Consider the following 22,433-nt stretch of genomic DNA (forward strand, 5'->3'; position numbering starts at 1 on the left):
TTAGCCGCTCGCCCATTGGAGGGCAAGCGCGGCGGGCCCCTCCCGGTTGCGGCTAGAAGCGGTAGGTCAATTCGGCGAGCAGCCCGTAGCGCAGCGCCGAGAAATGATCGCTCTCACGGCCTTCGCCCTCGAAGGTGACGGTCGTAGGCCCGGTCAGGTACCAGGCGCGGCCGCCGAACCGCATCGTCATCCAGTCTGTGGCGTGCACGCCGAGCATCACCTCGCCGGCAGCGCCATAGAGCCAGCCCTCGACGTCCGAAAGGCCGAGATATTCGAGCGTGTCGCTGTCATAGGCGCCATAGGTGCCGCGCAGCCCCGCATAGGGGATGAGCGCCGCTTCGGCCGTCAGGTCGACCATGTCGGTGATTTCGGTCCGGCCCGAAATGCCGAGCCGCAGCAGGTTGAAATCGAGCCCGCCGATATCGGTCCCCCCGAGCCGGGGCGACTCGTTCCAGTACTGGTAGCCCACGAACCCGCCAAAGCCCGGCGCGATCATGCCGAACCCCAGATCCGCGCCCGCATAAAGCACGCTGCCGATCTCGGTGGTCTCGGTTCCCACGGGCGAGGTGTATTCGGTCGTCTTGCTGCCCGAATAGCCGATCATGCCCTTGAGGTAGTAGTCGGTCGTGTAGTCGTTGATGCGGAAATGGGCTTCCCCGATATGCGCCGTGTCGTAGCCGCTGGTCAGATTGCCATCGATGCGCGTCTCGAGCGCCCCTTGCGAATACCAGTAGCGCATGCCGATTTCGAAGCCGATCGCCTTGGGATGTGCCTCGGCATACCATTCCTCGCCATAGGCGCCACGCAACGGCGTGCCCCAGTCCGCGCCGACGGCGGGCGCGGCGATCAGGATCCCCGAAAGGGCTAGGCAGATCTGGGTGGCGCAGCGCATGGCGTCCTCGCTCTGGGGCAACTCGACTGCCTAAGAGTTAAAACCGTTAGGGTTAATGTTCCGATAAGCGCACGCCCCCTCCACTGGAGGGCTCAATCGCGTCAACACATTGGAAACCATTCGGTAAAATTTGCGTCGAATTGTTTTCAATTCTGGGGCAGCCGCAGCAACCCTCAGGGGTGCAGCACGTTCACTCTCCCGAGCCGGCAGGTTTGACCGGCACAATATCTAGGCCAAGACCATGAGTTGCCGCGTACTGGTAGTAGAGGACGAAATCTTCGTCGCCATCGAAATCGAGACCGTTCTCGAGGAGATGGGCCACGAGCCGATTGGCATTGCCGCCGATCGGAAGACCGCTTTCGCGCTCGCGGATGCGGCCGAAGTTGCGCTCGTCGATCTCAACCTCAAGGATGGTCCGACCGGTCGGGAGATCGGCGACATGCTCGCGCGTCGGGGGGTCACTGTCCTCTTCATGACGGCAAATCCCTCGCAGCTCGGCGATGGCGTACCGGGCACGGTCGGCGTGCTGCCCAAGCCCGCGAGCGAAGCCGAGCTTCGCGCGGCAATCGACTATGTCATCGCAGCACGCGACCGGCTCGATGCAGAGCCGCCGCAACGCATGCGGCTCTTCACCCTGCCCAAGCCCGATCTGGGCGGCGCCGCCTATTCCTGAGCCGAGCCTTCGGGCTTCCCGAGGCGCATGGAGCGGCGAAGTGCCGATAGCGGTACTTCGATTTCGACTCGAAGCCCGTCCGCGTCCCAGTGCCGCTCATAGCTCCCCTGGAGCTGCCCTTCGACACTGAGCTTCATCAGCCGCGAGCCGAACCCCTCTCCTGTGCCGGGGCCCAGCGTCGGCACGCCCGTTTCCTTCCACGTCAGATGGTAGCGCTCGCCGAGCCCTCGGGCGCGGATGGTCACCTGTCCGCCCGTATGGGCCAGCGCGCCATATTTGGCCGAGTTCGTCGCCAGTTCGTGAAAGATCAGCGCGAGCGGCGTCGCCGGTCCGTCGTCGATCGGGGCATCCTCGCCTTCGAAGACGAGCCGCCCGTCACCCTCGGCGCAATAGGGCTTGAGGAGTTCGGCGACGAGCGCGAACAGCGAGTTCTGGTCGAAGACCGGCCGTGACGCTGTGGAATGCGGGCGCACGAAATCATGCGCCTTCCCCAGCGCCAGGATCCGCTGCCGCAATTGCTCGGCGAACTCCCGCATCTCGGGGTGGGTGCGCGCGGACAGCCCCACGATCGCTGTCACCACCGCAAAGATGTTCTTGATGCGGTGGCTCAACTCCTGCGCCACCACCTCGCGCTCCTCGGCGATGCGCTTGGAATCGTCGATATCGGTACAGGTCCCGATCCAGCGCTGGATCGTGCCGGTCTCGTCGCGGATCGGCAACGCGCGCCCCAGCACCCAACGATAGACCCCGCTATGGTGCCTCAGCCGATACTCGATGTGATAGGGCTCACCGGTTTCGAGCGCCTCCCGCCACACGCCCCAGGCGCGCGGCTGGTCCTCGGGGTGGAAGACCCCGGCCCAGCCCTCGCCGTCGGTCGAGCCGGGCGTCGTCCCGGTGAACTCGTACCAGCGGGCATTGTAGTAGTCGTGGAAGCCGTCCGGCCGCGTCGCCCATACCATCTGCGGCATGGTGTCGGCGAGAATGCGGAAGCGCGCTTCGCTCTCGGCGGCCGCCGCGGCGGCAAGCTTCTGCTCGGTGATATCAACCGCCACGCCCGGGAAATGGGTCGGGGTACCGCTTTCGTCGCGCCGCACCTGGCCCGAGGCCAGCACCCAGCGCGTCCGCTCGCCGCCTCCGAGCACACGGTACTCGCTGCGGTACGACCCGCCCTCGGCGATCGACTTCTCGATTGCCGCGCGAACCGGTCCATGATCGTCCGGATGGATGGCCTCGACGAAGCGCGCAATGGGAATGCCCTGCGCCGCCGCGACCGGGTCGATGCCGTAGAATTCGGCAAACCGCGGATCGGCCGTCACCCTGTCCGCCGCGATGTCCCAGTCCCAGGTGCCCACCATCAGCGAGCCCCCGAGCGCCATTTCGAGCTTTTCCTGGGTCGCCCGCAGCCGGCGCTCGGCCACCACGCGCTCGGTCGTCTCGATGACGACCGCGAGCACGCCGAGCGGCTTGCCGTCATCGTCGAGGATGGGGCTGTAGGTCAGATCGAACCAGGCCGAGGCGAGCTCGCCGGTGCGGTTGAGCGTCAGTTCCTGGTCGGCAAAAGTCACCGTCTCGCCGGTCGAGGCGCGCGCGATCTGCTGGTCGGTGAAATCGGCGATCTCGGGCCAGGCCTCGCAAACCGGCAGCCCGAAGATCTCCGGGTGTTTGGGCCCGGCGATGACCGCATAGCCGTCATTGTAGACGAGCCGCGCGCGCGGCCCGATCATCAGCGCCATGGCGACCGGCGACAGCATCATCGCGCGCACCGCGCCCTTCAGCGCCTCCGGCCAGGACCGGGGCTCGCCCAGTTCCGTGCCGCACCAGTTGAACCGGTCAAAGCGCGCGACCGTGTCGCGGGCGTAAACGCGCTCGCGCAGGGTGCCGTCCGCGATGTGGAACAAGGCATGCGGCATGGTGCGTTCTCTGTCTCCCGGTGACGGAGCGCCGGGCGACGCTCGTGACAGAGCCCTAACGGCCCGCAGGTGATTCTATAGGCGATCACGCCGCGGGCTGCATTTCATTATTTTATGACTGCGTCATCCCGCAGCGCGCTGCCGGTCCCGCGCCGGACGCTGCGATCCGACCTCCTCGGCGACGAGGAAGGCCAGTTCCAGCGCCTGGCTGGCGTTGAGGCGCGGGTCGCAATAGGTGTGATAGCGGTCCTGAAGCGTCGCCTCGGTCACCGCGGCCACCCCGCCCACGCACTCGGTCACGTCGTCGCCGGTCATCTCGATATGGATGCCCCCGGCATAGGTGCCCATCTCGCGGTGGACGTGGAAGAACGCCTTCACCTCCTCGAGCACCCGGTCGAAGGGCCGCGTCTTGTAGCCGTTCGAAGCCTTGATCGTGTTGCCGTGCATGGGGTCCGAACACCACACCACAGTCCGTCCGGCGCGCTGCACCGTCTCGATCAGCCGCGGCAGATGGTCGGCGACCTTCTCGTGCCCGAACCGGCCGATGAGCGTGATGCGCCCTGCCTCGTCCTCGGGGTTGAGCTTGTCGAGCAGCTTCAGCAGGTCGTCCGAGGAGAGGCTCGGCCCGCACTTAATGCCGATGGGATTGCGGATGCCCGAGAAATATTCCACATGCGCGGCGTCCGGCTGGCGCGTGCGATCCCCGATCCAGAGCATGTGGCCCGAGGTCGCGTACCACTCATTGGTGATTGAGTCGCGCCGCGTCAGCGCCTCCTCATAGCCCAGCAGCAGCGCTTCGTGGCTCGTGAAGAACCGCGTCTCGCGCAGCGCCGGCGTGTTCTCGGGCGTCAGCCCCAGCGCGCGCATGAAATCGATCGCGTCGTCGATCTTGGTCGCGAGTTCCTCGAAGCGCGGATAGGCGTTCGAGCCCTTCATGAAGCCCATCGTCCATTCATGGACGCGCGCGAGGTTGGCATAGCCGCCGCTGGCGAAGGCCCGCAGCAGGTTCAGCGTCGCCGCCGACTGGCGGTACGCCATCAGCAGCCGCTCGGGATCGGGCGTGCGCGCGGCTTCGGTGAAGGCGATGTCGTTGATGATGTCGCCGCGATAGCTCGGCAGCGTCACTCCGTCGATCGTCTCGCTGTCGGACGAGCGCGGCTTGGCGAACTGGCCCGCGATGCGCCCGACCTTCACCACCGGCTTGCTCGCGCCATGGGTCAGCACCACGGCCATCTGCAGGAAGACGCGGAAGAAGTCGCGGATGTGGTCCGCGCCATGCTCGGCAAAGCTCTCCGCGCAATCCCCGCCCTGCAACAGGAACGCTTCGCCGCGCGACACGGCGGCCAGCCGCTCCTTGAGGTCGCGCGCCTCCCCGGCAAACACCAGCGGCGGGAAGGTGTGCAACTGCCCTTCGGCATCGCGCAGGCGGTCGGGATTGGGATAGGCGGGCACCTGCGAGATCGGCTTCTGCCGCCAGCTGCTCGGGGTCCAGGTGCTCATGGGCTGCTCGCTATCTGCTCTTTTGGCAATGCCGCGCGGTCTATCAAGCTCGGGCTGGCCTGCCAATAGGCTTTTGGTCAGACCTTTTCGCCCTTCCGGTAACGAATGCTCGGGGATTTGAACGTCACGAGTTCCTCGGCCGCCGTCGGATGCACCGCGATGGCGCGGTCGAAATCGGCCTTGTCGGCCTTCATCGCCATGGGCACGGCGACCAGCTGCACGAGTTCGGCCGCGCCGGGCCCCAGGATATGGCAGCCGATCACCCGCCCGCCATCGGCCAGCGTCACGAGCTTCATCACCATGCGTTCCGAGCGGTCCGAAAGCGTATTGATCATCGGCCGGAAGCGCGCGACGTAGACATCGACATCGCCATGGGCAGCGACCGCATCGGCCTCGGTGAGCCCGATCACGCCGACTTCGGGTTCGGAAAAGACCGCCGTCGCGATCTGGGAATGGTCGACCTCGGTGGGGTTGTCGTTGAACACCGTCTCGGCAAAGGCCGAGCCCTCGCGGATCGCGACCGGGGTCAGCGCCGCACGCCCCGTCACGTCCCCCACCGCATAGATCGAGGGGCAGGAGGTCTGCGAACGCGCATCCACCGCAATGGCGCCCCGATCGGTGAGGCTGACGCCCACCGTCTCGAGCCCGAGCCCCGTCACGTTCGGCGTCCGCCCGGTGGCGAACATCACCGCCCCATAGGGCGCGACCACGCCCGAGGAATAGGTGACCGACACGTCCTCGCCCGCCTTTTCCAGCTTCTGGATCGTGCAATCATAGATGAAGTCGATGCCGCGCAGTTGCATGCCCGCTTCGAGCGCGACGCGGATGTCCTCGTCGAAGCCCCGGAGGATCCGGTCGCCGCGATAGAGCACCGTCGTCTTGACCCCGAGGCCCGAAAAGATTGTCGCGAATTCGAGCGCCACATAGCCCCCGCCTTCGATCAGGATCGAATGCGGCAGGGTCTTGAGGTGAAACGCCTCGTTGGAGGTGATGCCGAGCTCATGGCCCGGGATCGCGGGCACATAGGGCTTGCCGCCCGTCGCGATGAGGATGTGGCGCGCCTCAAGATCGCGCCCTTCGGAGACGAGGTGGACGGTGTTGGGCCCCCGGATCACGCCGCGGTCGCGGATGATCTCGACGCCCGGCTTTTCGAGCGCGGCGACATAGGCGCTTTCGAGCCGGGCGATCTCCTTGTCCTTGTTGGCAACCAGGGTCGGCCAGTCGAAGCTGGCGTCCACCGTCCAGCCGAAAGTCGGGGCGATCTCGAAGAGATCGGAAAACCGGCTTGCATAGACGAAGAGCTTCTTGGGCACGCAGCCGCGGATCACGCAGGTTCCGCCCACCCGGTATTCCTCGATCACCGCCACGCGCGCGCCGAAGCCGGCCGCCATTCGCGCAGCGCGCACGCCACCCGATCCTGCACCGATCACCACGAGGTCATAGGCGTTGCTCACGAGGCGTCTCCGTTGTTCTTCAGGTCCCGGGGGGTAAATGCACACAAAAAAGGCCCCGCACAAGGCGGGGCCCGGTCGCGCCGGCCTGTGGCGGCGCCTAGAATTCGTGTCCGGCGGTGCGCAGCTCCGAGCGCACCCGCGCGAAGAACTCGGTCCGCAGATTGTTCTGGAAAACCTGCATCACCGCGGCGATGTCGCTGCTGATCGTCGAGTTGACTTCGGCAAGCTTGGCGCCCACCGGCGTCTCGTAGAAATCGACGATCGCCTGCAATTCCTCGATGGTGAAACGCAGCGCATAGAGCCGCCCGAACTGGTCGAGCAGTTCGCCCTTGCGCGCGGCATAATGCTGGAGGGTCGTGCTGATCGCGTCGTCGACCGGCTCGCGCAGATCGGGGTTCTGGCGGAGGATCGTCCGCTGGCTCTCGATGGCGGTCTCGATCAGCGCCACTTCATAGATGCCGGCGCGGTCGGTCAGCTCGACATATTTGCGGCCGAGCGCGACATGCTCGGGCGCGAGTTCCTGCGCGGTTGCCGGTGCGGCGAGTGCCAGCATCGGTAGTGCCACAGCCACGGCTGCGAGCCGCACGAATCGCTGTCTGAGCCCCATGGTCGTCCTCTTGTTCATCGTCTGCTTCCCGATGCCTTGGATAAAGGCCCCTCGCCTAGGCGTCCAGTGTCGTGATCCCGTCCGCGCCCGCAACATAGGCCCGCCTGCACAGCGACAGGAACAGGCCATGCTGGACCACGCCCGCAATCTCCAGCAGGGCCGCCGACAGCGCTTCTGGGCGGGAAATGCGGCCAAAAAAAGCATCGACGACGTGATGTCCGCCATCGGTCACGAAGGGTTTCCCGTCGCTTGTGAGCCGCGGACGCAGGTCACCTTCAGCCTCGAAATCTTCCATCACCCGCCGGATCGCCCGTTCGGTCGCCCCCTGCCCGAAGATGTTGACTTCCACCGGAAGCGGAAAGCGCCCGAGCACATCCACGCACTTGCTCTGGTCCGCAATCACGATCATGCGACCCGATGCTGCCGCGACGATCTTTTCGCGCAGGAGCGCCCCGCCACCACCCTTGATGAGGGCGAGCCCCGGGCCGATCTCGTCGGCCCCGTCGATCGTCAGGTCGAGCTCTGGGGTGGCCTCTAAGTCGGTGAGCGGAATGCCGAGCTCGCTCGCCTGCTTTGCCGTCTTCTCGGAGGTGGGCACGCAGAGGACGTCGAAGCCCTTGGCGACCTCGATGCCGAGAAGATCCACGAAATGCCAGGCCGTGGAGCCGGTCCCGAGCCCGAGCCGCATTCCGGGCTTGACCTCGGCCAGTGCCGACCGCGCCGCTTCGCGTTTCAGATCTTCGCTCATCACACCCTCCATGCTCGGAGCGGTGCTATTGAGGGCGGGAATGGCTGTCAACCGGCCCGATCACGCATTGGTGAACGCCCTTCGTAGCAACATGGCAACACATTGCGCATTACGTGGTCATTATGTGGCCGAATCCGGGCAGGGTCGTCTTACGGGGCAGCCGGAAAGCGGTTAGGGGAAATCATTGCGCCCGCGTGGCGCGACTGTCAGAGGCACAGTGAGACATGAGGACTTTGAAATTGTTGGCGGCCGCCTTCGCGGCTCTCCTGGTCAGCTTTTCGCTCGTCGCGCCCGCTACGGCGGCGCGGGTCTACAATTTCGACACCAACACCTGGGAAACCCAGGCCGAGGCAGCGACGACGCGTCGTGCGCCGCGCGGCAGCTCGATCCCGCGTGAAATCGTCGCCTATTCCGGCAAGGAGCGTCCCGGCACCATCATCGTCGAGACGTCCGAGCGCCGGCTCTACCTCGTGCTCGAAGACGGCAAGGCCATGAAGTATGGCGTCGGCGTCGGCCGCGACGGCTTCCGCTGGGCCGGCACCCACAAGATCACCCGCAAGGCCGAATGGCCGGGCTGGACCCCTCCCCCCGCCATGCGCAAGCGCCAGCCCGAGCTGCCCGCCTTCATGCCTGGCGGCCCGGACAACCCGCTCGGTGCGCGCGCGCTCTATATCGGCTCGACGCTCTATCGCCTTCATGGCACGTCCGAGCCCTGGACCATCGGCCATGCCGTATCCTCGGGCTGCATTCGCCTCACCAATGAGGACGTGATCGATCTCTATGAGCGGGCCCGCGTCGGCGCCACGGTCATCGTGCGGCACTGAGCGTTCCATTCGAGACGTCCGAAAGGCCGGCGCGATGCCGGCCTTTTGCTTTTTCGGGGCTTTGTTTCTGAGGCTCGCGCCACTAGATTGATCCGATGGTTACTCTGATCGGCCAACCCGGTGATACCCCCCGCAGCGATGCCCCGCCGCTGATCGACAGCTATGGGCGGCAGATCACCTATCTGCGCATCTCGGTCACCGACCGGTGCGACTTCCGCTGCACCTACTGCATGGCCGAGGACATGCAGTTCATGCCGCGCAGCGAGATCCTGTCCTTCGAGGAAATCGAGACGATCGCCGGCGCCTTCATCGCGCGCGGGGTCCGCAAGCTCAGGCTGACGGGCGGCGAACCGCTCGTGAGGCGCGACATCATCGCTCTGGTCGAGCGCCTCGGCAGCCGGATCGGCCATGGCCTCGACGAGCTGACCATGACCACCAATGGCAGCCAGCTCGTGCGCCACGCCCCTGCCCTGGCAAAGGCCGGGATCCGGCGGCTCAACGTCTCGGTCGATACGCTCGATCCGGAGCGCTTCGCCGCCATCACCCGCCGGGGCCGGCTCGACCAGGTGCTCGATGGCATTGCCGCGGCCGAAGCCGAAGGCATTGCCATCAAGCTCAACATGGTCGTGACCCGCGGCGTCAATGACGACGAACTGGTCCCGATGATGCAATGGGCCCATGGCCGGGGGTTCGAACTCACCCTCATCGAAGGCATGCCGCTCGGCGAGGTCGGGATCGACCGAGTCGACAGCTATCTGCCGCTGCGCAAAGTCCGCGACCGGCTCGCCGAGACCTTCACCCTCGAGCGCATCGAAAAGCGCACCGGCGGCCCCGCGCGCTATGTCCGCGTCGCCGAGACCGGGGGCGTGCTCGGCTTCATCACCCCGATGAGCCACAATTTCTGCGAAAGCTGCAATCGCGTCCGGCTGACCGCCACCGGGCAGCTCTATCTCTGCCTCGGGCAGGACGATCGGGTCGATCTGAGGGCCGCCCTCCGCGATGGCGGCGAGGCCGGCCTCGCCGCCGCCCTCGATCATGCCATGGTCATCAAGCCCAAGGGCCACGACTTCCTGCTCGACCGCGCCCGCCCCGCAGCGCCTGCGGTCGCCCGGCACATGTCGGTCACCGGCGGCTAGCCGCTATTTGTCGTCGTCGCTGACGATGGCGAACTCGAGCGGCAGCGCCGTCGTGTACTTGATCTGCCCCATCGCGAAGGACGAGCTGACATCGGTCAGCGCGATCCGGCTGATCAGCTTCTTGTAGAATGCGTCATAGGCCGCGATGTCGGGCACGACGACCCGGAGCAGATAGTCCACGTCCCCGCTCATGCGGTAGAACTCGACCACTTCGTTGAACTCGTCGACCGCCGCCGCGAATTTGCGCATCCAGGTTTCGTTGTGCTCATTGGTCTTGACCGACACGAACACCGTCACCCCGGCATTGACCTTCGCCGGATCGAGCACCGCGACCCGACCGCGGATCACCCCGTCCTCTTCCATCTTCTGGATGCGTCGCCAGCAGGGGGTGGTGGAGAGACCGACCTTGCGACCGATCTCGGCGACCGGCATCGTTGCATCTTTTTGTAAGATTGATAAAATTTTACGGTCAATCTTGTCCATTTCGGCCCCGAGCCTTTCAGAAATGAGTTTGCGCCAAAACGGCAATTCTGCGGCGCCTTTGGTATATCGCGCGCCCTAACCGCCAAGTCAACGCAACTAAGTTGCGCCAATCAGCGTCAAAAGCCAGTTCCTGAGGCTTTCCACCCAATCAATGCTATCCCCGCCGCTCCGGCGCCAGGCCCGCGGCGATTCGAACTCGCCCTTCCACATGCCCCGGCCCGCATCCCGGGCCCGCCGCTCCTCGGCGGCATAGCCGCCCTCATTGAGCGCCAGCCCCTCCTCCACCATCACCGATCCGAGGTCGCGCCCATCGACCGAGCAGGTCGCGAGGTACCGGTCGAACTGATCCCGACCCGTCGTCTCGCAGGTAAGATTTCCGGAATTCAACAGCTGCGCCATGCGGTTACGTGCCGTGTCGCCGCACGGCCAGGCCTCCCCATCGCGCCTCGTGCAGGTTTGTCCGAGCTCCGGAGCGTCGAGGCCCACGAGCCGGATCCGCTCGCTGCCGAGCCGGAAGGAATCGCCGTCCGACACCCGGGCGCGCCCGCCCATCAGCTCCGGCGCCGGCTGCAGCAGCACCGCAACCGCGCCGGCAATCGCCAGCACCGCAAAGGGAAACAGGCTCCGCCAGAGCCCCCTCCGCACAATCCGGCGGCGTCTTGTCCGAGCCAGTTCACCGCCCCTTAACCACGATCCCGCTAGGGTTTTCACCAGCGTCGCGAAAGCGTTCTTTTTCGCGTTGAATTAGTAAATGAGTACCGCAATGCCGTTGCAACAGGCAACGAAGGATGGCGACGCACGTGCCCCGATCGTCCGCGACGCGCGGCGCGGGGCGCAGCGCGCGGTATTCGATGCCCGCCAGCGACTGACCTCGAGCTCTGGCACCCGCGCGGCGTTCGATTTCGAACTTCTCGACGAATACGCCAATTCGCGCCTCTCCGGCGCGCTCGCAGTGCCTGCCTTGCTCCTCATCCTCGCGCTCTTTGCGAGCCTCTGGGTGCCGCCACTGATCGCGCTTTGCTGGGCTGGCCTCGTGATCGCGGCCAATACCGGTGTCGTGCTCCTGTGCCAGCAGTTCAAGCGCAGCCCGCGCGAGCGCTTCAATGCCGGGCAGTGGACGACGCGCTTCGTGCTCGCCGAGACGCTCTACGGCATGTCCTGGGCGCTTCTTGCACTTGCCGGCTTCATCGTATCGGCCGAAAGCCTGTCGGTCGTCAGCTTCGCCATGGTGCTGGTGGGCATCGCTGCAAATGCCGTATCGACACGCACCCTGCCCGCAGCAACGCTGACGAGCACTGCACCTGCAACGCTCGCGGTCGCAGCGAGCCTCCTGATCGCCGGGGGTCTGCTCGACTATGCGCTTGCCGCGGTGTTGATCGGGGGCGAGATTTTCTTTGTCTACCTCGCCCGGCAACTGCACCGTTCTGAACTCGAGACGGTCGCGCACCAGGCCGAGAAGGACGCGCTCATCAGCGAGCTCGAGGCGGCCCGACAGATGTCTGACGAGGCGAGGCGCCATGCCGAACAGGCCAATATCGCCAAATCCCAGTTCCTCGCCACGATGAGCCACGAGCTGCGCACGCCGCTCAACGCGATCATCGGGTTTTCAGAAGTGCTGAAATCCGAGCTCCTCGGCGCCCATCAGGTGCCGCAATACAAGGAATATGCCGCCGACATCCACAATAGCGGCCAGCACCTGCTGAACCTCATCAACGAACTGCTCGACCTCAGCCGCATCGAAGCAGGCAAATACGAGCTCAACGAGGAGGCCGTGTCGCTCGTCGAGATCGCCGAGGACTGCCGCCGGATGATGGAGATCCGCGCCAAGTCCAAGGGCATCGAGCTCGCCTTTCACTTCGGCAAATATCTGCCCAAGCTCTGGGGCGACGAGCGGGCTATCCGGCAGGTGGTGCTCAACCTCCTGAGCAACGCGATCAAGTTCACACCCGCAGGGGGCAAGGTGGTCCTCGTCGTTCAGCGCAGCGGGGACGGCGGTCAGATGATCTCGGTTCGCGACAATGGCCCGGGCATTCCCGAGGACGAGATCGAGACCGTCCTTTCCTCTTTCGGGCAGGGATCGCTTGCCCAGAAGAGTGCCGAACAGGGCGCGGGGCTTGGGCTGCCGATCGTCCAGAAGATCATGGAGCTGCACCAGGGCCGGTTCGATCTCTTCTCCAAGCTGCGCTTCGGCACCGAAGTGATCGCGACCTTTCCAAGGGCGCGGGTGATGGATGCCCTTGCCCCGATCGTTGAAAAGAAGGACCGCGTCGAGATCATTTCCGACGCGGGTTGATCCTCAGCTCTCGCGATCGCTCACGGCAGCTTCTTCGAAGGTCGCCATGCGATTGTGCAGGTGGAGCGCGGTTTTTGCGAGCACCGCTGCAAGCGCTGCGCCGCTTCCCTCCCCCAGCCGCATGCCAAGATCGAGGAGGGGCCGAACCTCCATCGCGTCCAGCGCGCGGCGGTGGCCCGGCTCGCCGGAGACATGGGCGAAGATGCAATGGGCGATCGCATCGGGATTGACGGCATGGGCGAGGCTGGCCGCTGCCGTCGCCACATAACCATCGACGATGACGGGGATGTTCTGGTGCCGGGCCGCGATCAGAGCGCCCAGCATGGCCGCAATCTCCCGACCCCCGAGCCGGGCGAGAATCGCCATCGGATCGACGAGATGGTCGCGATGAAGGGCCAGGGCCCTGTCGACCATGGCGGCCTTGTGCGCGAGCCCCGCGTCATCGAGACCCGTGCCCGGCCCCACCCAGTCCGCGCCGCTGCCCCCGTAGAGGGCTGCGTTGATGGCAGCGGCAATCGTGGTGTTGCCGATGCCCATCTCCCCGATGCAAAGCAGGTCCGGCCGGCCGGCAATCGCCTCCATGCCATAGGCGATGGTGGCCGCGCACATGCGGTCATCGAGTGCCGGCTCCAGCGTGATGTCCCCGGTCGGAAGTTCGAGCGCGAGCTCGAAGACGCGCAGGTTGAGCTCGTGGAGCGCGCAGATCTGGCTGATGGCGGCCCCGCCAACGGTGAAATTCTTGACCATCTGCGCCGTGACGTCCCGCGGATAGGCCGACACGCCCTGATCGGTCACCCCATGATTGCCGGCAAAGATCGCGACCATCGGATTGTCGAGCGTCGGCTCGCCATTGCCCTGCCAGCGGGCCAGGAATTCGACCAGACCCTCGAGCGCACCGAGCGAGCCTCTGGGCTTGGTGAGCCGGGCGTCACGCGCGCGCACGAACTCGACGGCGGCTTCGTCGCCGGCCGGCAGCACGCTCAGCAATTGCACGATCTCGCCGAATGGCGCGCGGGGAGCTTGGGGCATGGCGCGGGGACTTCCTTGTGCTAGAGCTTGGCAGATACGGCGCACCTGCCCGAAAGGATCGATTTTGCGGCCTTCTGGACGAAGCGTGGATAAATTGCAATCGGACGCAGGCGGGGTGCCCCCCGAGCACAGGCCGGGCAATGACAACGCCGAACCGGCGCCCGGCATCCGGCTCGGCGACGACGTCCTCATGGCGCTGCGATTCTTCTCACGGCTGCCGACCGGGAGCCGGGCCCATGAAAAGCCCGATCTCGGACGCATGGCCCGCGCGCTCGGCTTTGCGAGCCTTGTTATCGGCCTCGTTCCCGCGCTATCCGTTTTCGGGCTCGGCCTCCTGGGCCTGCCCCCCTTCTTTGCCGCCGCCTTTGCGGCCGGCATCGCCATCATCGTCACCGGCGCCATGGGCGAAGACGGGCTGGCTGACGCCGCGGACGGGCTGTTCGGTGGTATTACGCCCGCCCGTCGCCTCGAAATCATGAAGGACAGCCGGCATGGCAGCTATGGGGTCGCCGCCATGGTCATCCTGCTTCTGCTGCGCGTCAGCGCCCTTGCCGCCCTCCTTACCATCAGCCCGCTGGCTGCGGCGCTCGGCTGGCTGTCGGCCATGGTTCTCGCCCGATCGGGCGCACTCACCCTGCCACTGGTGCTCGCCCCTGCCCGCGCCGATGGCGCCGCGGCCACCGCCGGCCGGCTCCGGATCCGCGATTTCGCGATCGGTGCGGTCTTTTCGCTCATCATCGGGTTCATCCTTGCCGCCCCGGTCGTGGGACTACTCGGGCTCGGGCTGGCGCTCGCGCTGATGGGGCTCGCCTGCTATGGCTGGATCGCACTCTGCCGTCGTCTCGTCGGCGGCCAGACGGGGGATCTGACCGGTGCGCTGCAGTCCATCCTTGAAATTGCCGCGCTCAGCGCCTTTATCTTGAGTGTCTGAATCACCGACCGAAAGGGCCGCGCAGTGCTGTTTGTAGGGGTTGCACTGCTGGTGGCCACCGGGCTTGCGCTGCTGATCAGTGCGGATGCGGGGAGCCTCGTGGGCCTTTCGCAGGTGCAGACCGGCCAGCTTGTCCCGCTGCTCGTCCTGCTCATCGTCTTTGCCGGGGGGCTCTTCACCCGGCGCCAGCGCTTTTCGGAGATCCTCGGCAACCTCTTCCTTTGGCTCGGGATCTTCAGTGTCGCGCTTGTAAGCTATGCTTTCCGCGATGAATTGCAGATGGTCGCCGGCCGCGTCTTCAGCGAACTGGCCCCCACCGCCGCAGTGATCGATGCCGAGCGCGGCACCGCCACCTTCCGCAGCGGACGGAACGGTCATTTCCAGCTCGAGACCAGCGTCAACGGCGCGCCGGTCACCATGCTCTTCGACACCGGAGCGAGCGCCGTGGTGCTTTCGATCGAAGACGCGGAAGCCGCGGGGATCGATACCGGCGGGCTGCGCTTCGACATTCCGGTCCAGACTGCAAACGGCACCGGACGCGCTGCCAATGTGGTGCTCGAAACGCTGGAAGTCGGCGGCATCAGGCGCGACCGGGTCCGGGCGTTCGTCGCAGAAGCGAGCGCGCTCGATACCAGTCTTTTGGGCATGACCTTTCTGCGCACCCTCAGCCGCTACGCCGTGAGCCAGAACTCGCTCGAACTGGTGGACTGAGGCGCCTCACCCCGCCATCGCGGCCGCAGGCTCGACCACGGAAAGCGCCTTATGGAGCACGTCGGGGCCTGCACCGGGCCGGCAGGCCTCAACGCTGAGGATCTGTCGGAACTGCCGTGCGCCGCGCATTCCGTTGGCAAGACCCAGCATGTGCCGGGTGATCTGGTTGAGCCGCCCGCCTTGGGCGATGACGCTTTCCGCATAGGCCGCCATGGCCTCGATTACCTCGGCGAGCGCCGGCGACGGGCGGCTGGCCCCGAACACCTCGGTGTCCACGGATGCGAGGAGCCATGGATCATGGTAGGCCGCCCGCCCGAGCATCACACCGGAAGTCACCTCGAGATGAGGCCGGGCCGCCTCCAGCGTCTCGATCCCGCCATTGATCATCACCGGAAGCGGGCGCAGGCGGGCCGCGAGGCGATGGACGCGCGGATAGTCGAGCGGCGGGATCGTACGGTTTTCCTTCGGGCTCAGCCCCTGCAGCCAGGCCTTGCGCGCATGGACGTAGAGTGCGTCGACGCCGGCATCGACGAGGCGATCGACGAACCGATCGAGGCTCTCTTCGGTGTCCTGATCATCGATGCCGATGCGGCACTTCACACTGACCGGGCGGTCGGTTACCCCTTTCATCGCGGCGACGCAGCGCGCGACGAGCTCGGGCTCGGCCATCAGGCAGGCGCCGAAACGGCCCGACTGCACGCGATCGGAGGGACAGCCGACATTGAGGTTGATCTCGTCATAGCCCCAGTCCGCCCCGATCCGCGTCGCCTCGGCAAGCTCCTCGGGATCCGATCCGCCAAGCTGCAGCGCAATCGGATGCTCCTCAGGCGAGAACCCCAGCAGGCGCTCGCGCGGACCGTGAAGCACGGCCGGGCTCGTCACCATCTCGGTGAACAGCAACGCCTCGCGCGTCAGCAGCCGGTGAAAATGCCGGCAATGGCGATCCGTCCAGTCCATCATCGGGGCGACGGAAAATCTGCGGGCTTGTGGGTTCATCACTCATCAATCGCTGGGCAGGCGGTCCTATACACGCTTGGCCGGCGAAGGTCCAAGGCTGGATGCCGCACCTCTGTGTGACCGTTTCAGCTTTTGCCGCGCTCCCCTGCCCGCAGGCGCTCTGCCAGGTCCATGGTCGCAATCCAGGATGCGTATTTGAAGGCGTCCGACGCCCGCAGCAGGTCGCCGAGCGCCTCGAACGCGATTAGCTCGAAGGCCTCGATTTCGCCGTCCACGCAGCGCGGATGAAAGTCCTGCGGGAGAGCGAGGTCGTAGGTCAGGATGCGCTCCTGGTGGAAGCCCTGGTCCGAGGCGTAGTGAAGTTCGATCTCGGTCCGCCGAACGAGGCGCGCCAGACGGCCCTCGTTAAGTCCCGCCTCCTCCCAGGCTTCCTTGACGACCGTCTCCTGTTCGGTCTCGGATGCCGCCTGGCCGCCGGCAACCAGCGTATCAAGACATCCCGGGGCGTGGCTTGCCGCGGCAGAACGCCGGGATAGCCAGAGCCCTGCGAGACGACCCTTTTCATCCTCCACCAGCCCGTGCACATGCACCTTGGTCGCCCAAAGACCCAGATGGCGCATCGCACTGCGGTCGATCCTGCAAAGCACGGGTCCGCGGCTCGTGGCCCGCACGGGCATCAGCTCGCCCCTCAGGGGCTGTATCAGACCTTCCGAAACGAGGAGGGCGCTCGCGTCCGCCAGTTGCGCGTCAAGGTTCGTTCCGGAGACGACCAATCGGCCACCCTCGACGTCGAGAACGCCAGCCTCAACGAGGAGGGACGCCGATCCGACCGGCAGATAACCGAAAGGCGCATCGAAGGACGGGAGATGAAGCGGCCGGAAGCCGCCGGATCGCTGGTCGGTCATACCCGGGCATCTGCCTCGAATGCGATGACGCTGCTTTCGGAGACGAGCACGCGCGCCCTCTGACCGAGGCCAATCCGTGAGGGATGCATGACCGAGAGGTGCTGCCCGCCGAGGTCGATCGCAACGCGCCAGCCATTGCCCTCGAACAGCTCCTGCATCACCGTGCCGCAAAGCGCGTTATCCTGGTGTCCATCAGCGTCGACCAGCCGAAGCCGGCCTGGGTTAACCATCAGCCGGATCGAATCACCCTCGGACACCGGCGCGGTGGGCGGTCGCACGGATAGCGCCTGATCGCCCAGCCTGACGCGGATCTCATGCTCGGCACGCGAAACCACAGTTCCATCGAGCCGCGTGTCATACCCGGCAAGGGTCGCGATCCATGCAGACCTCGGCGCGGCAAAGAGGGCCTCGGGCCTCCCCATCTGCTCTATCCGACCTGCGCTCATGACGACCAGCGTGTCCGCAAAGGCGCAGGCCTCGAGCGGGTCATGGGTCACGTAAAGCACGGTCTTGCCGAGCGCCTTGAACAGCGACCCGAATTCGCGCCGCATCTCGAGCCGCAACTGTACGTCGAGACTAGAAAGCGGCTCGTCAAAGAGAAGCACGTCCGGATCGGTCGCGAGGGCGCGCGCAATCGCGACGCGCTGCTGCTGGCCTCCCGAAATCTGCGATGGCAGGCGATCGGCCAGATCGGCGATCTGCATGAGTTCGAGGAGGCGGTCGACCTTCTCCATCCGCTCTGGCGCGGGCAGGCGATTGAGGCCATAGCCGATGATGTTCCGGACCCTCATATGCGGCCAGAGGGCGTAGTCCTGAAACACCATGTTAAGCCGCCGCTTGTGCGGCTCCAAGGCCCAGCCCGGCTCGGAAATCGTTTCGCCGCCGATCGCGATCGAACCCGCATCGGGCCGGTCGAGCCCTGCAACCAGCCGAAGGAGCGTGGATTTTCCGCAACCCGAAGGCCCTACGAGGCAGGCAACCTCGCCTTCGGGAACCGAAAGACTGAAGACATCGAGCGCGGCAGCAGCGCCGAAGCGGCGGGAAAGGTCTTTGATGGTCAGCATCTTTGCCGTCCTCAGGATTTGGTGGTCGCGCCGAAGAGGCGCCGGATCAGCATGCCCGAAAGAGCCCGGACGCCGACGATGACGAGGATGGTTGTTCCGCCCGCAACCAGCGTCGCCGCCGTCGCGGCCCCGAACATGCCCTGTTCGAAGGCGCGGTTGACATAGACCGGCAGCACGTCGAGGCGCGGCGGGCGAAGGATGGAATTGATCGCGAGGTCGAATACGGCCGAGCCGAAGGCGGTGAGCGTAGCCGAGACCAAGGCGGCCGCGATGATCGGCACGACGATGGTGGCGAGACGGCGGGCGAGGCCGGCGCCCTGCATGGCCGCTGCCGACAACATGGAGGCGGGCACCTGCGCCATCGCCCCGAGCAGGACGCGAACTGCGATCGGCACCGCCCCTGCAGTGCCGGCAAGCACGAGGATGACGGGCTTGCCGTAAAGGGCGAGGCCCAAATCATCGAGAGCAGGGGAATTCCAAACGAAGATGTACCCGATGCCCAGCACGACGCCCGGAACCGCGAGGCTGAGCGTGCAGGTCAGATCGATCAGGCGGTTGAGCCGAAAGTCGGAAAAGGTGACGACATAGGCGGCCATCGCCGCGAGCACGCCGCTCGCGAGAGCGGCCGCAACGGCAATGCCCATTGAATTGCCCAGCGCCGACAGGAACGCACCGCCCGTCTGGAGGACATAGCCATAGTGCTCCAGGGTGAGGTTGGCCGGGGCCAGCCCCTGTGAGAGCGAGCGGGTGAAGGAGACGAGAACGCTCGACCCCAGGGGAACGACGATCGCCAGGCCGAGAGCGACGAGCGCGATCGCATCGGACCATTTGGAGCGCGGACCGCCCGGTGCGCCCCGCAATTGTGCCTTGCCACCGAGGAAGTCATAGCGGCGGTTTCTGAGGATCCAGAAATAGGCCATCACCGCAAGAAGCATGATGCCGGTGACGTAAAAGGCCAGCACGCCGGCAAGATCGAACCGGATCGGCGACTGGTTGATCGCCACGTAGATTGCATAAGTCAGGGTCGGAAACCGATAGGTGGTCGCGAGGGCTGCGGGCAGGCCGAAGTCGCCGAGCACGTCGATGAAAATCAGGATGGCGCCTGAAAGCACCGCCGGCACGAGCATCGGGATCTGGATCGTGGCGAGCACGCGCAGGGGTGATGCCCCGCAGAGCTTGGCGGCATGCGAGAAATCATCCATCCGCCACTGCATGGCGGCAGACACCGTGAGATAGGCGAAAGGAAAGGCCTTGAGGCTCATCACCGCGGCAAGGCCCCAGGGGTTGAACACCATGTCCGGCACGATGCTCCAGCCCAGCCACTGATTTGCGATGCCGCCACGGCTCGCAAACAGGATCCAGCCCTGCGCCAGGATGAAAGAGGGGAGGACGATGATGGCCCAGGAGGCGATGTCGAGCGCCGGCCCGAGCGCCATGCGCGTCGAATGCCGCAGCACGGCCAGCACTGTCCCGAGCAGGCCGCCAGCGACAGCAGAGACGGCGGCAAGAAACAGCGAATTGGTGAGCGAGCGTTGCCAGAGCGGACGGGAAAAGACCTCGAGCAGGCCCGAGAAGCCCGGTTCGGCCATCTGCCGGGTGAACATGCCCGGCCAGAAGGCCTGCACCAGAACCGTCGCCATCGGGCCAAGAACGAGGACGATCAGGGCGAGGACAACGAGCATACCCAGCCCATCCTCGGCCTTGAGGCGCAGGCGGCGACCAAATCCGATGCGTGCGGGCGATGCGGCGAGGCCCGCAGGGCCGCCGCGCGTGAGATCCGTCATGGCGTCCTCGCAAGTGAGAGCCCCGAAGCGCAAGGCGCTCCGGGGCCATGATGCTCTAGTCGAGCGCGCGGTCGGCGAACCAGGTCTTGATCGCCGCTTCGTTGGCGACGGCGAAATCGTCAGGGGCAACGCGATAGACCGAACCCTCAGCCGGACCATCGGCGCGACGCACCGCGCCGGTCACCGTCGGCTCGAACAGGCCATCGGCGGGAGCCGCCTCGCCGAGATAGGTCTGCGTCGCGGGCTCGAGCAGCCATTCAACGAAGGCCTTTGCCGCTTCCGGGCGCGCCGTCTGCGCCTGGATGCCGACGCCACGGACCACGCCGGGCGCACCGTCTTCGGGCCAGACCACTTCCACCGGCACCTCACCTGCGGCCTTGAGCGAGAACGCGACCTGCGAGGTGATCAGCGCCAGCGCGATGTCGCCTGAGCTCAGCGCCTGGCCGACCGGCCCGTTGGTGCGGAAGACGCGGAGGCCGTTATCGAAGAGGCTGGTGAAATAGGCTTCCGCTTCCTCTTGGCCAAGGCTGTTGAAGAACTCTGCGACGCAGGGATAGGCCGGCGCAGCCACGGCGGGATCGGCCATGCCGAACATGCCGTTGAAGGCGGGATCGGCAAGGTCCGCGAAGCTCTGCGGGGGCGTTTCGATCAGGTCGGTGCGATAGAGCATGACGCAGGATGCGGCCAGCCCGATGGGGAACCAGGAGCGGCTCTCGGCAAGATATGTCCGTCCGAGTTCGTTGAGATTGTCGAGATTGGCCGGCTCCACGCCCTGCAGAAGCTGGCCCTGCTGGTCGAGCCCGTGGAAGCTGTAGGAACCGTTGAAGATGAGCACATCCCATTGCGGGTTGGAGGCTTCTGCCGCGATGCGGGCGAGGATTTCCCCGCCACTCATCTGGACCACGTCGATCTCGCGCCCGGTATCGGCTTCAAACCGGTCGGTGATCACGCCTTCGAAGTCATTGGTGTAAAGAACCAGCGGCCCGGAGGCATCCTGGGCGGCTGCCGGGGCGGCGATGGCGGCGGTCAGGGCCGCGGCGCCGATGGCTTTGGTAAAGGTGTTCATCTCGGTCTCGCTCTCGCGCTTTGGAGTGTGTGGCGCGGGCCGGCTCGGTTCTGCGGCGCGCCCGGACTGGCTAAGAGCGGCGGATGACAGTTGGATGAAATCGGAGGTCCGCCCGATCGGGACGCCCTGTCCCGCTTTCGGGAGGGGCTGGCGCTCGAGAATGGCTGATTTCGCTGCTGCGCCGAGCGTGTCGGCCACATGCCGGAGCGTCGGGTTCATCAACCGTCGTGGCGGGCTGAGAAGCGAAATGGTCACCGACGGTCCGGCCCATCCCGGGATCGCCTCCACGAGTTCGCCAGAGCTCAGTGCGGAACGGACCGCATATTCGGGCAGGAGCGCGATGCCCGCCCCTGCCCTGACCAGCGCCACGAGGCTCCTCGTATCGGCTGTGACGACGCGCGGGTCCAGGGCGATCTGGCGACGCTCTCCAGCGTCAACCAGATCAAAGCGTCTCGGCCCGAGCGACAGGCCGTAGGCGAGCAGCGGCGTCCCGGAGAGCACTTCGGCACCACCCTGCACCGAGGGGTCGATGCCCTTCCCTTGGTGCGCAACGAGCATCATGGGATTGCGGCAGATGCGGCGCTGAATGAGCGCGGAATCGCGCAACTCCCAGTCATGGGCAAGCAGATGCAGGTCAAACCCGTCGCCGGCCTGATCGAGATCGCGCGTCGCCATGTCGAGCGCGATCGAGAGGCGGGGATGGCGAGACGTCATCTCGGCGAGCCAGGGGGCAATGATCGGCTCGAGAAGCGTCGAGACGCTGACCGACACGCGGCCGGAAATCTCGTCGCGCTCTGCCAGCAGGTCGGCCTCGGCAGTGCTGGCCGCATCGGTCACGATCCGACCCGCGCGGTAGGCACGCTCACCGGCCGGTGTCAGCCGAAAGCCTTCGCCGCTGCGCACCATGAGGCGGGATTTCAGCTGGTCCTCGAGTGCGGCAAGCCGCCTGCTGATGGTCGACTTCGGCAGCGAAAGGGCTCGCCCCGCTTTCAGAATGCCCTGGTTGTCCACGATGTGGACGAAGAGTCGCAAATCGTTGAGGTCCAGCATCTGCATCTCCGGTCTAGCCGGGGTGCAGATGAAGGGAGGAAGATGACAGTTTGACTACAATGGCGCCTGCTCTGTCATCGAAACGTCGCAGATCGCGCGCGGCGACGCGCCACGGGGAGGACGATCGCCCTTTCACATGCGCCGGAAACGAAATCGGGCGCCCCGAGGGGCGCCCGACTGAAGACTTAGGCGAAACGAACGATCAGGCAGCGCTGATGTTGTTCACGGCCATCTTGCCGCTGCGGCGATCTTCGGCGGTGTCGAAGGAAACCTTCTGACCTTCCGAAAGGCCGCGCAGGCCGGCACGCTCAAGAGCGGTGGCGTGCACGAACACGTCCTTGCCGCCATTGTCGGGCTGGATGAAGCCATAGCCCTTTTGATCGTTGTAGAATTTGACGGTGCCCGTTTCCATGGGT

Annotated in this window: 21 protein-coding genes; 6 read left to right on the forward strand and 15 right to left on the reverse strand. The window is 65.8% G+C overall.

The genetic code is table 11. The features are described from left to right. Nucleotides 1–52 precede the first annotated feature (52 nt). Entirely contained in the window at nucleotides 53–913 is an 861-nt protein-coding gene (locus tag EMQ25_RS08655) for a hypothetical protein (RefSeq protein WP_127188187.1), read from the reverse strand. Between the two features lie 220 nt (nucleotides 914–1,133). Here EMQ25_RS08655 and EMQ25_RS08660 point away from each other — a divergent pair, with 220 nt between their 5' ends. Continuing rightward, nucleotides 1,134–1,565, forward strand: coding sequence for a response regulator (locus EMQ25_RS08660; protein ID WP_127188188.1), 432 nt, complete (start codon nucleotides 1,134–1,136; stop codon nucleotides 1,563–1,565). Here EMQ25_RS08660 and EMQ25_RS08665 read toward each other — a convergent pair. The 5 genes from EMQ25_RS08665 to rpiA form a co-directional block, all read right to left on the reverse strand. Beyond that, entirely contained in the window at nucleotides 1,556–3,475 is a 1,920-nt protein-coding gene (locus EMQ25_RS08665; RefSeq protein WP_127188189.1) for a PAS domain-containing sensor histidine kinase, read from the reverse strand. The two genes, EMQ25_RS08660 and EMQ25_RS08665, sit on opposite strands and share 10 nt — an antisense overlap. Nucleotides 3,476–3,598: 123 nt before the next feature. Then, nucleotides 3,599–4,975 carry a class II 3-deoxy-7-phosphoheptulonate synthase gene (locus tag EMQ25_RS08670; RefSeq protein WP_127188190.1) on the reverse strand — a complete coding sequence of 459 codons (1,377 nt, stop codon included), beginning with the start codon at nucleotides 4,973–4,975 and terminating at the stop codon, nucleotides 3,599–3,601. A 77-nt stretch (nucleotides 4,976–5,052) separates the two neighbouring features. Beyond that, complete coding sequence (gor, locus tag EMQ25_RS08675) at nucleotides 5,053–6,429, reverse strand: glutathione-disulfide reductase (protein ID WP_127188191.1); 1,377 nt, start codon at nucleotides 6,427–6,429, stop codon at nucleotides 5,053–5,055. A gap of 97 nt (nucleotides 6,430–6,526) precedes the next feature. Further along, entirely contained in the window at nucleotides 6,527–7,054 is a 528-nt protein-coding gene (locus EMQ25_RS08680) for a DUF2059 domain-containing protein (RefSeq protein WP_158626006.1), read from the reverse strand. A gap of 37 nt (nucleotides 7,055–7,091) precedes the next feature. Then, complete coding sequence (gene rpiA, locus EMQ25_RS08685; RefSeq protein WP_127188681.1) at nucleotides 7,092–7,787, reverse strand: ribose-5-phosphate isomerase RpiA; 696 nt, start codon at nucleotides 7,785–7,787, stop codon at nucleotides 7,092–7,094. 221 nt (nucleotides 7,788–8,008) lie between these two features. Here rpiA and EMQ25_RS08690 point away from each other — a divergent pair, with 221 nt between their 5' ends. Both EMQ25_RS08690 and moaA read left to right on the forward strand, forming a co-directional pair. Beyond that, nucleotides 8,009–8,608 carry a L,D-transpeptidase gene (locus EMQ25_RS08690; RefSeq protein ID WP_127188193.1) on the forward strand — a complete coding sequence of 200 codons (600 nt, stop codon included), beginning with the start codon at nucleotides 8,009–8,011 and terminating at the stop codon, nucleotides 8,606–8,608. Between the two features lie 95 nt (nucleotides 8,609–8,703). Then, nucleotides 8,704–9,744, forward strand: a complete 1,041-nt coding sequence (moaA, locus tag EMQ25_RS08695; RefSeq protein ID WP_127188194.1) for a GTP 3',8-cyclase MoaA — start codon at nucleotides 8,704–8,706, stop codon at nucleotides 9,742–9,744. Between the two features lie 3 nt (nucleotides 9,745–9,747). On the opposite strand, the gene EMQ25_RS08700 is transcribed toward moaA, so the two are convergent. Next, entirely contained in the window at nucleotides 9,748–10,227 is a 480-nt protein-coding gene (locus EMQ25_RS08700; protein ID WP_127188195.1) for an Lrp/AsnC family transcriptional regulator, read from the reverse strand. A 96-nt stretch (nucleotides 10,228–10,323) separates the two neighbouring features. Beyond that, nucleotides 10,324–10,872 carry a thermonuclease family protein gene (locus EMQ25_RS08705; RefSeq protein WP_127188196.1) on the reverse strand — a complete coding sequence of 183 codons (549 nt, stop codon included), beginning with the start codon at nucleotides 10,870–10,872 and terminating at the stop codon, nucleotides 10,324–10,326. 118 nt (nucleotides 10,873–10,990) lie between these two features. On the opposite strand from EMQ25_RS08705, the gene EMQ25_RS08710 reads away from it, so the two are divergent. Next, a complete protein-coding gene (locus EMQ25_RS08710) occupies nucleotides 10,991–12,520 on the forward strand; it encodes a sensor histidine kinase (RefSeq protein WP_244606536.1) in 1,530 nt (509 codons plus the stop codon). Nucleotides 12,521–12,523: 3 nt separating this feature from the next. Here the strand turns inward: EMQ25_RS08710 and cobT are convergent, their stop codons facing one another. After that, entirely contained in the window at nucleotides 12,524–13,549 is a 1,026-nt protein-coding gene (cobT, locus tag EMQ25_RS08715) for a nicotinate-nucleotide--dimethylbenzimidazole phosphoribosyltransferase (protein ID WP_127188198.1), read from the reverse strand. Nucleotides 13,550–13,634: 85 nt separating this feature from the next. Here cobT and EMQ25_RS08720 point away from each other — a divergent pair, with 85 nt between their 5' ends. Beyond that, a complete protein-coding gene (locus EMQ25_RS08720) occupies nucleotides 13,635–14,480 on the forward strand; it encodes an adenosylcobinamide-GDP ribazoletransferase (protein ID WP_158626007.1) in 846 nt (281 codons plus the stop codon). A 51-nt stretch (nucleotides 14,481–14,531) separates the two neighbouring features. Further along, complete coding sequence (locus EMQ25_RS08725) at nucleotides 14,532–15,191, forward strand: retropepsin-like aspartic protease family protein (protein ID WP_148114829.1); 660 nt, start codon at nucleotides 14,532–14,534, stop codon at nucleotides 15,189–15,191. Nucleotides 15,192–15,197: 6 nt separating this feature from the next. Here the strand turns inward: EMQ25_RS08725 and dusA are convergent, their stop codons facing one another. The 6 genes from dusA to EMQ25_RS08755 form a co-directional block, all read right to left on the reverse strand. Next, nucleotides 15,198–16,187: a tRNA dihydrouridine(20/20a) synthase DusA gene (gene dusA, locus EMQ25_RS08730; protein ID WP_127188201.1), complete on the reverse strand. Its 990-nt coding sequence runs from the start codon at nucleotides 16,185–16,187 to the stop codon at nucleotides 15,198–15,200. An 86-nt stretch (nucleotides 16,188–16,273) separates the two neighbouring features. Then, nucleotides 16,274–17,053, reverse strand: a complete 780-nt coding sequence (locus tag EMQ25_RS08735; RefSeq protein ID WP_127188202.1) for an NUDIX hydrolase — start codon at nucleotides 17,051–17,053, stop codon at nucleotides 16,274–16,276. After that, the gene (locus tag EMQ25_RS08740) at nucleotides 17,050–18,117 is read right to left on the reverse strand and encodes an ABC transporter ATP-binding protein (protein WP_127188203.1); all 1,068 of its coding nucleotides are present in this window, start codon (nucleotides 18,115–18,117) and stop codon (nucleotides 17,050–17,052) included. Before EMQ25_RS08740 ends, EMQ25_RS08735 begins: the two co-directional genes overlap by 4 nt. Nucleotides 18,118–18,128: 11 nt before the next feature. Then, nucleotides 18,129–19,901, reverse strand: a complete 1,773-nt coding sequence (locus tag EMQ25_RS08745; protein ID WP_158626008.1) for an ABC transporter permease — start codon at nucleotides 19,899–19,901, stop codon at nucleotides 18,129–18,131. Between the two features lie 55 nt (nucleotides 19,902–19,956). Further along, a complete protein-coding gene (locus EMQ25_RS08750) occupies nucleotides 19,957–22,017 on the reverse strand; it encodes an extracellular solute-binding protein (RefSeq protein ID WP_158626009.1) in 2,061 nt (686 codons plus the stop codon). 202 nt (nucleotides 22,018–22,219) lie between these two features. Continuing rightward, nucleotides 22,220–22,429, reverse strand: a complete 210-nt coding sequence (locus EMQ25_RS08755; RefSeq protein ID WP_127188206.1) for a cold-shock protein — start codon at nucleotides 22,427–22,429, stop codon at nucleotides 22,220–22,222. Between the last annotated feature and the right edge of the window lie 4 nt (nucleotides 22,430–22,433).

The organism is Arsenicitalea aurantiaca, assembly GCF_003994485.1.
Lineage (GTDB): Bacteria > Pseudomonadota > Alphaproteobacteria > Rhizobiales > Devosiaceae > Arsenicitalea > Arsenicitalea aurantiaca.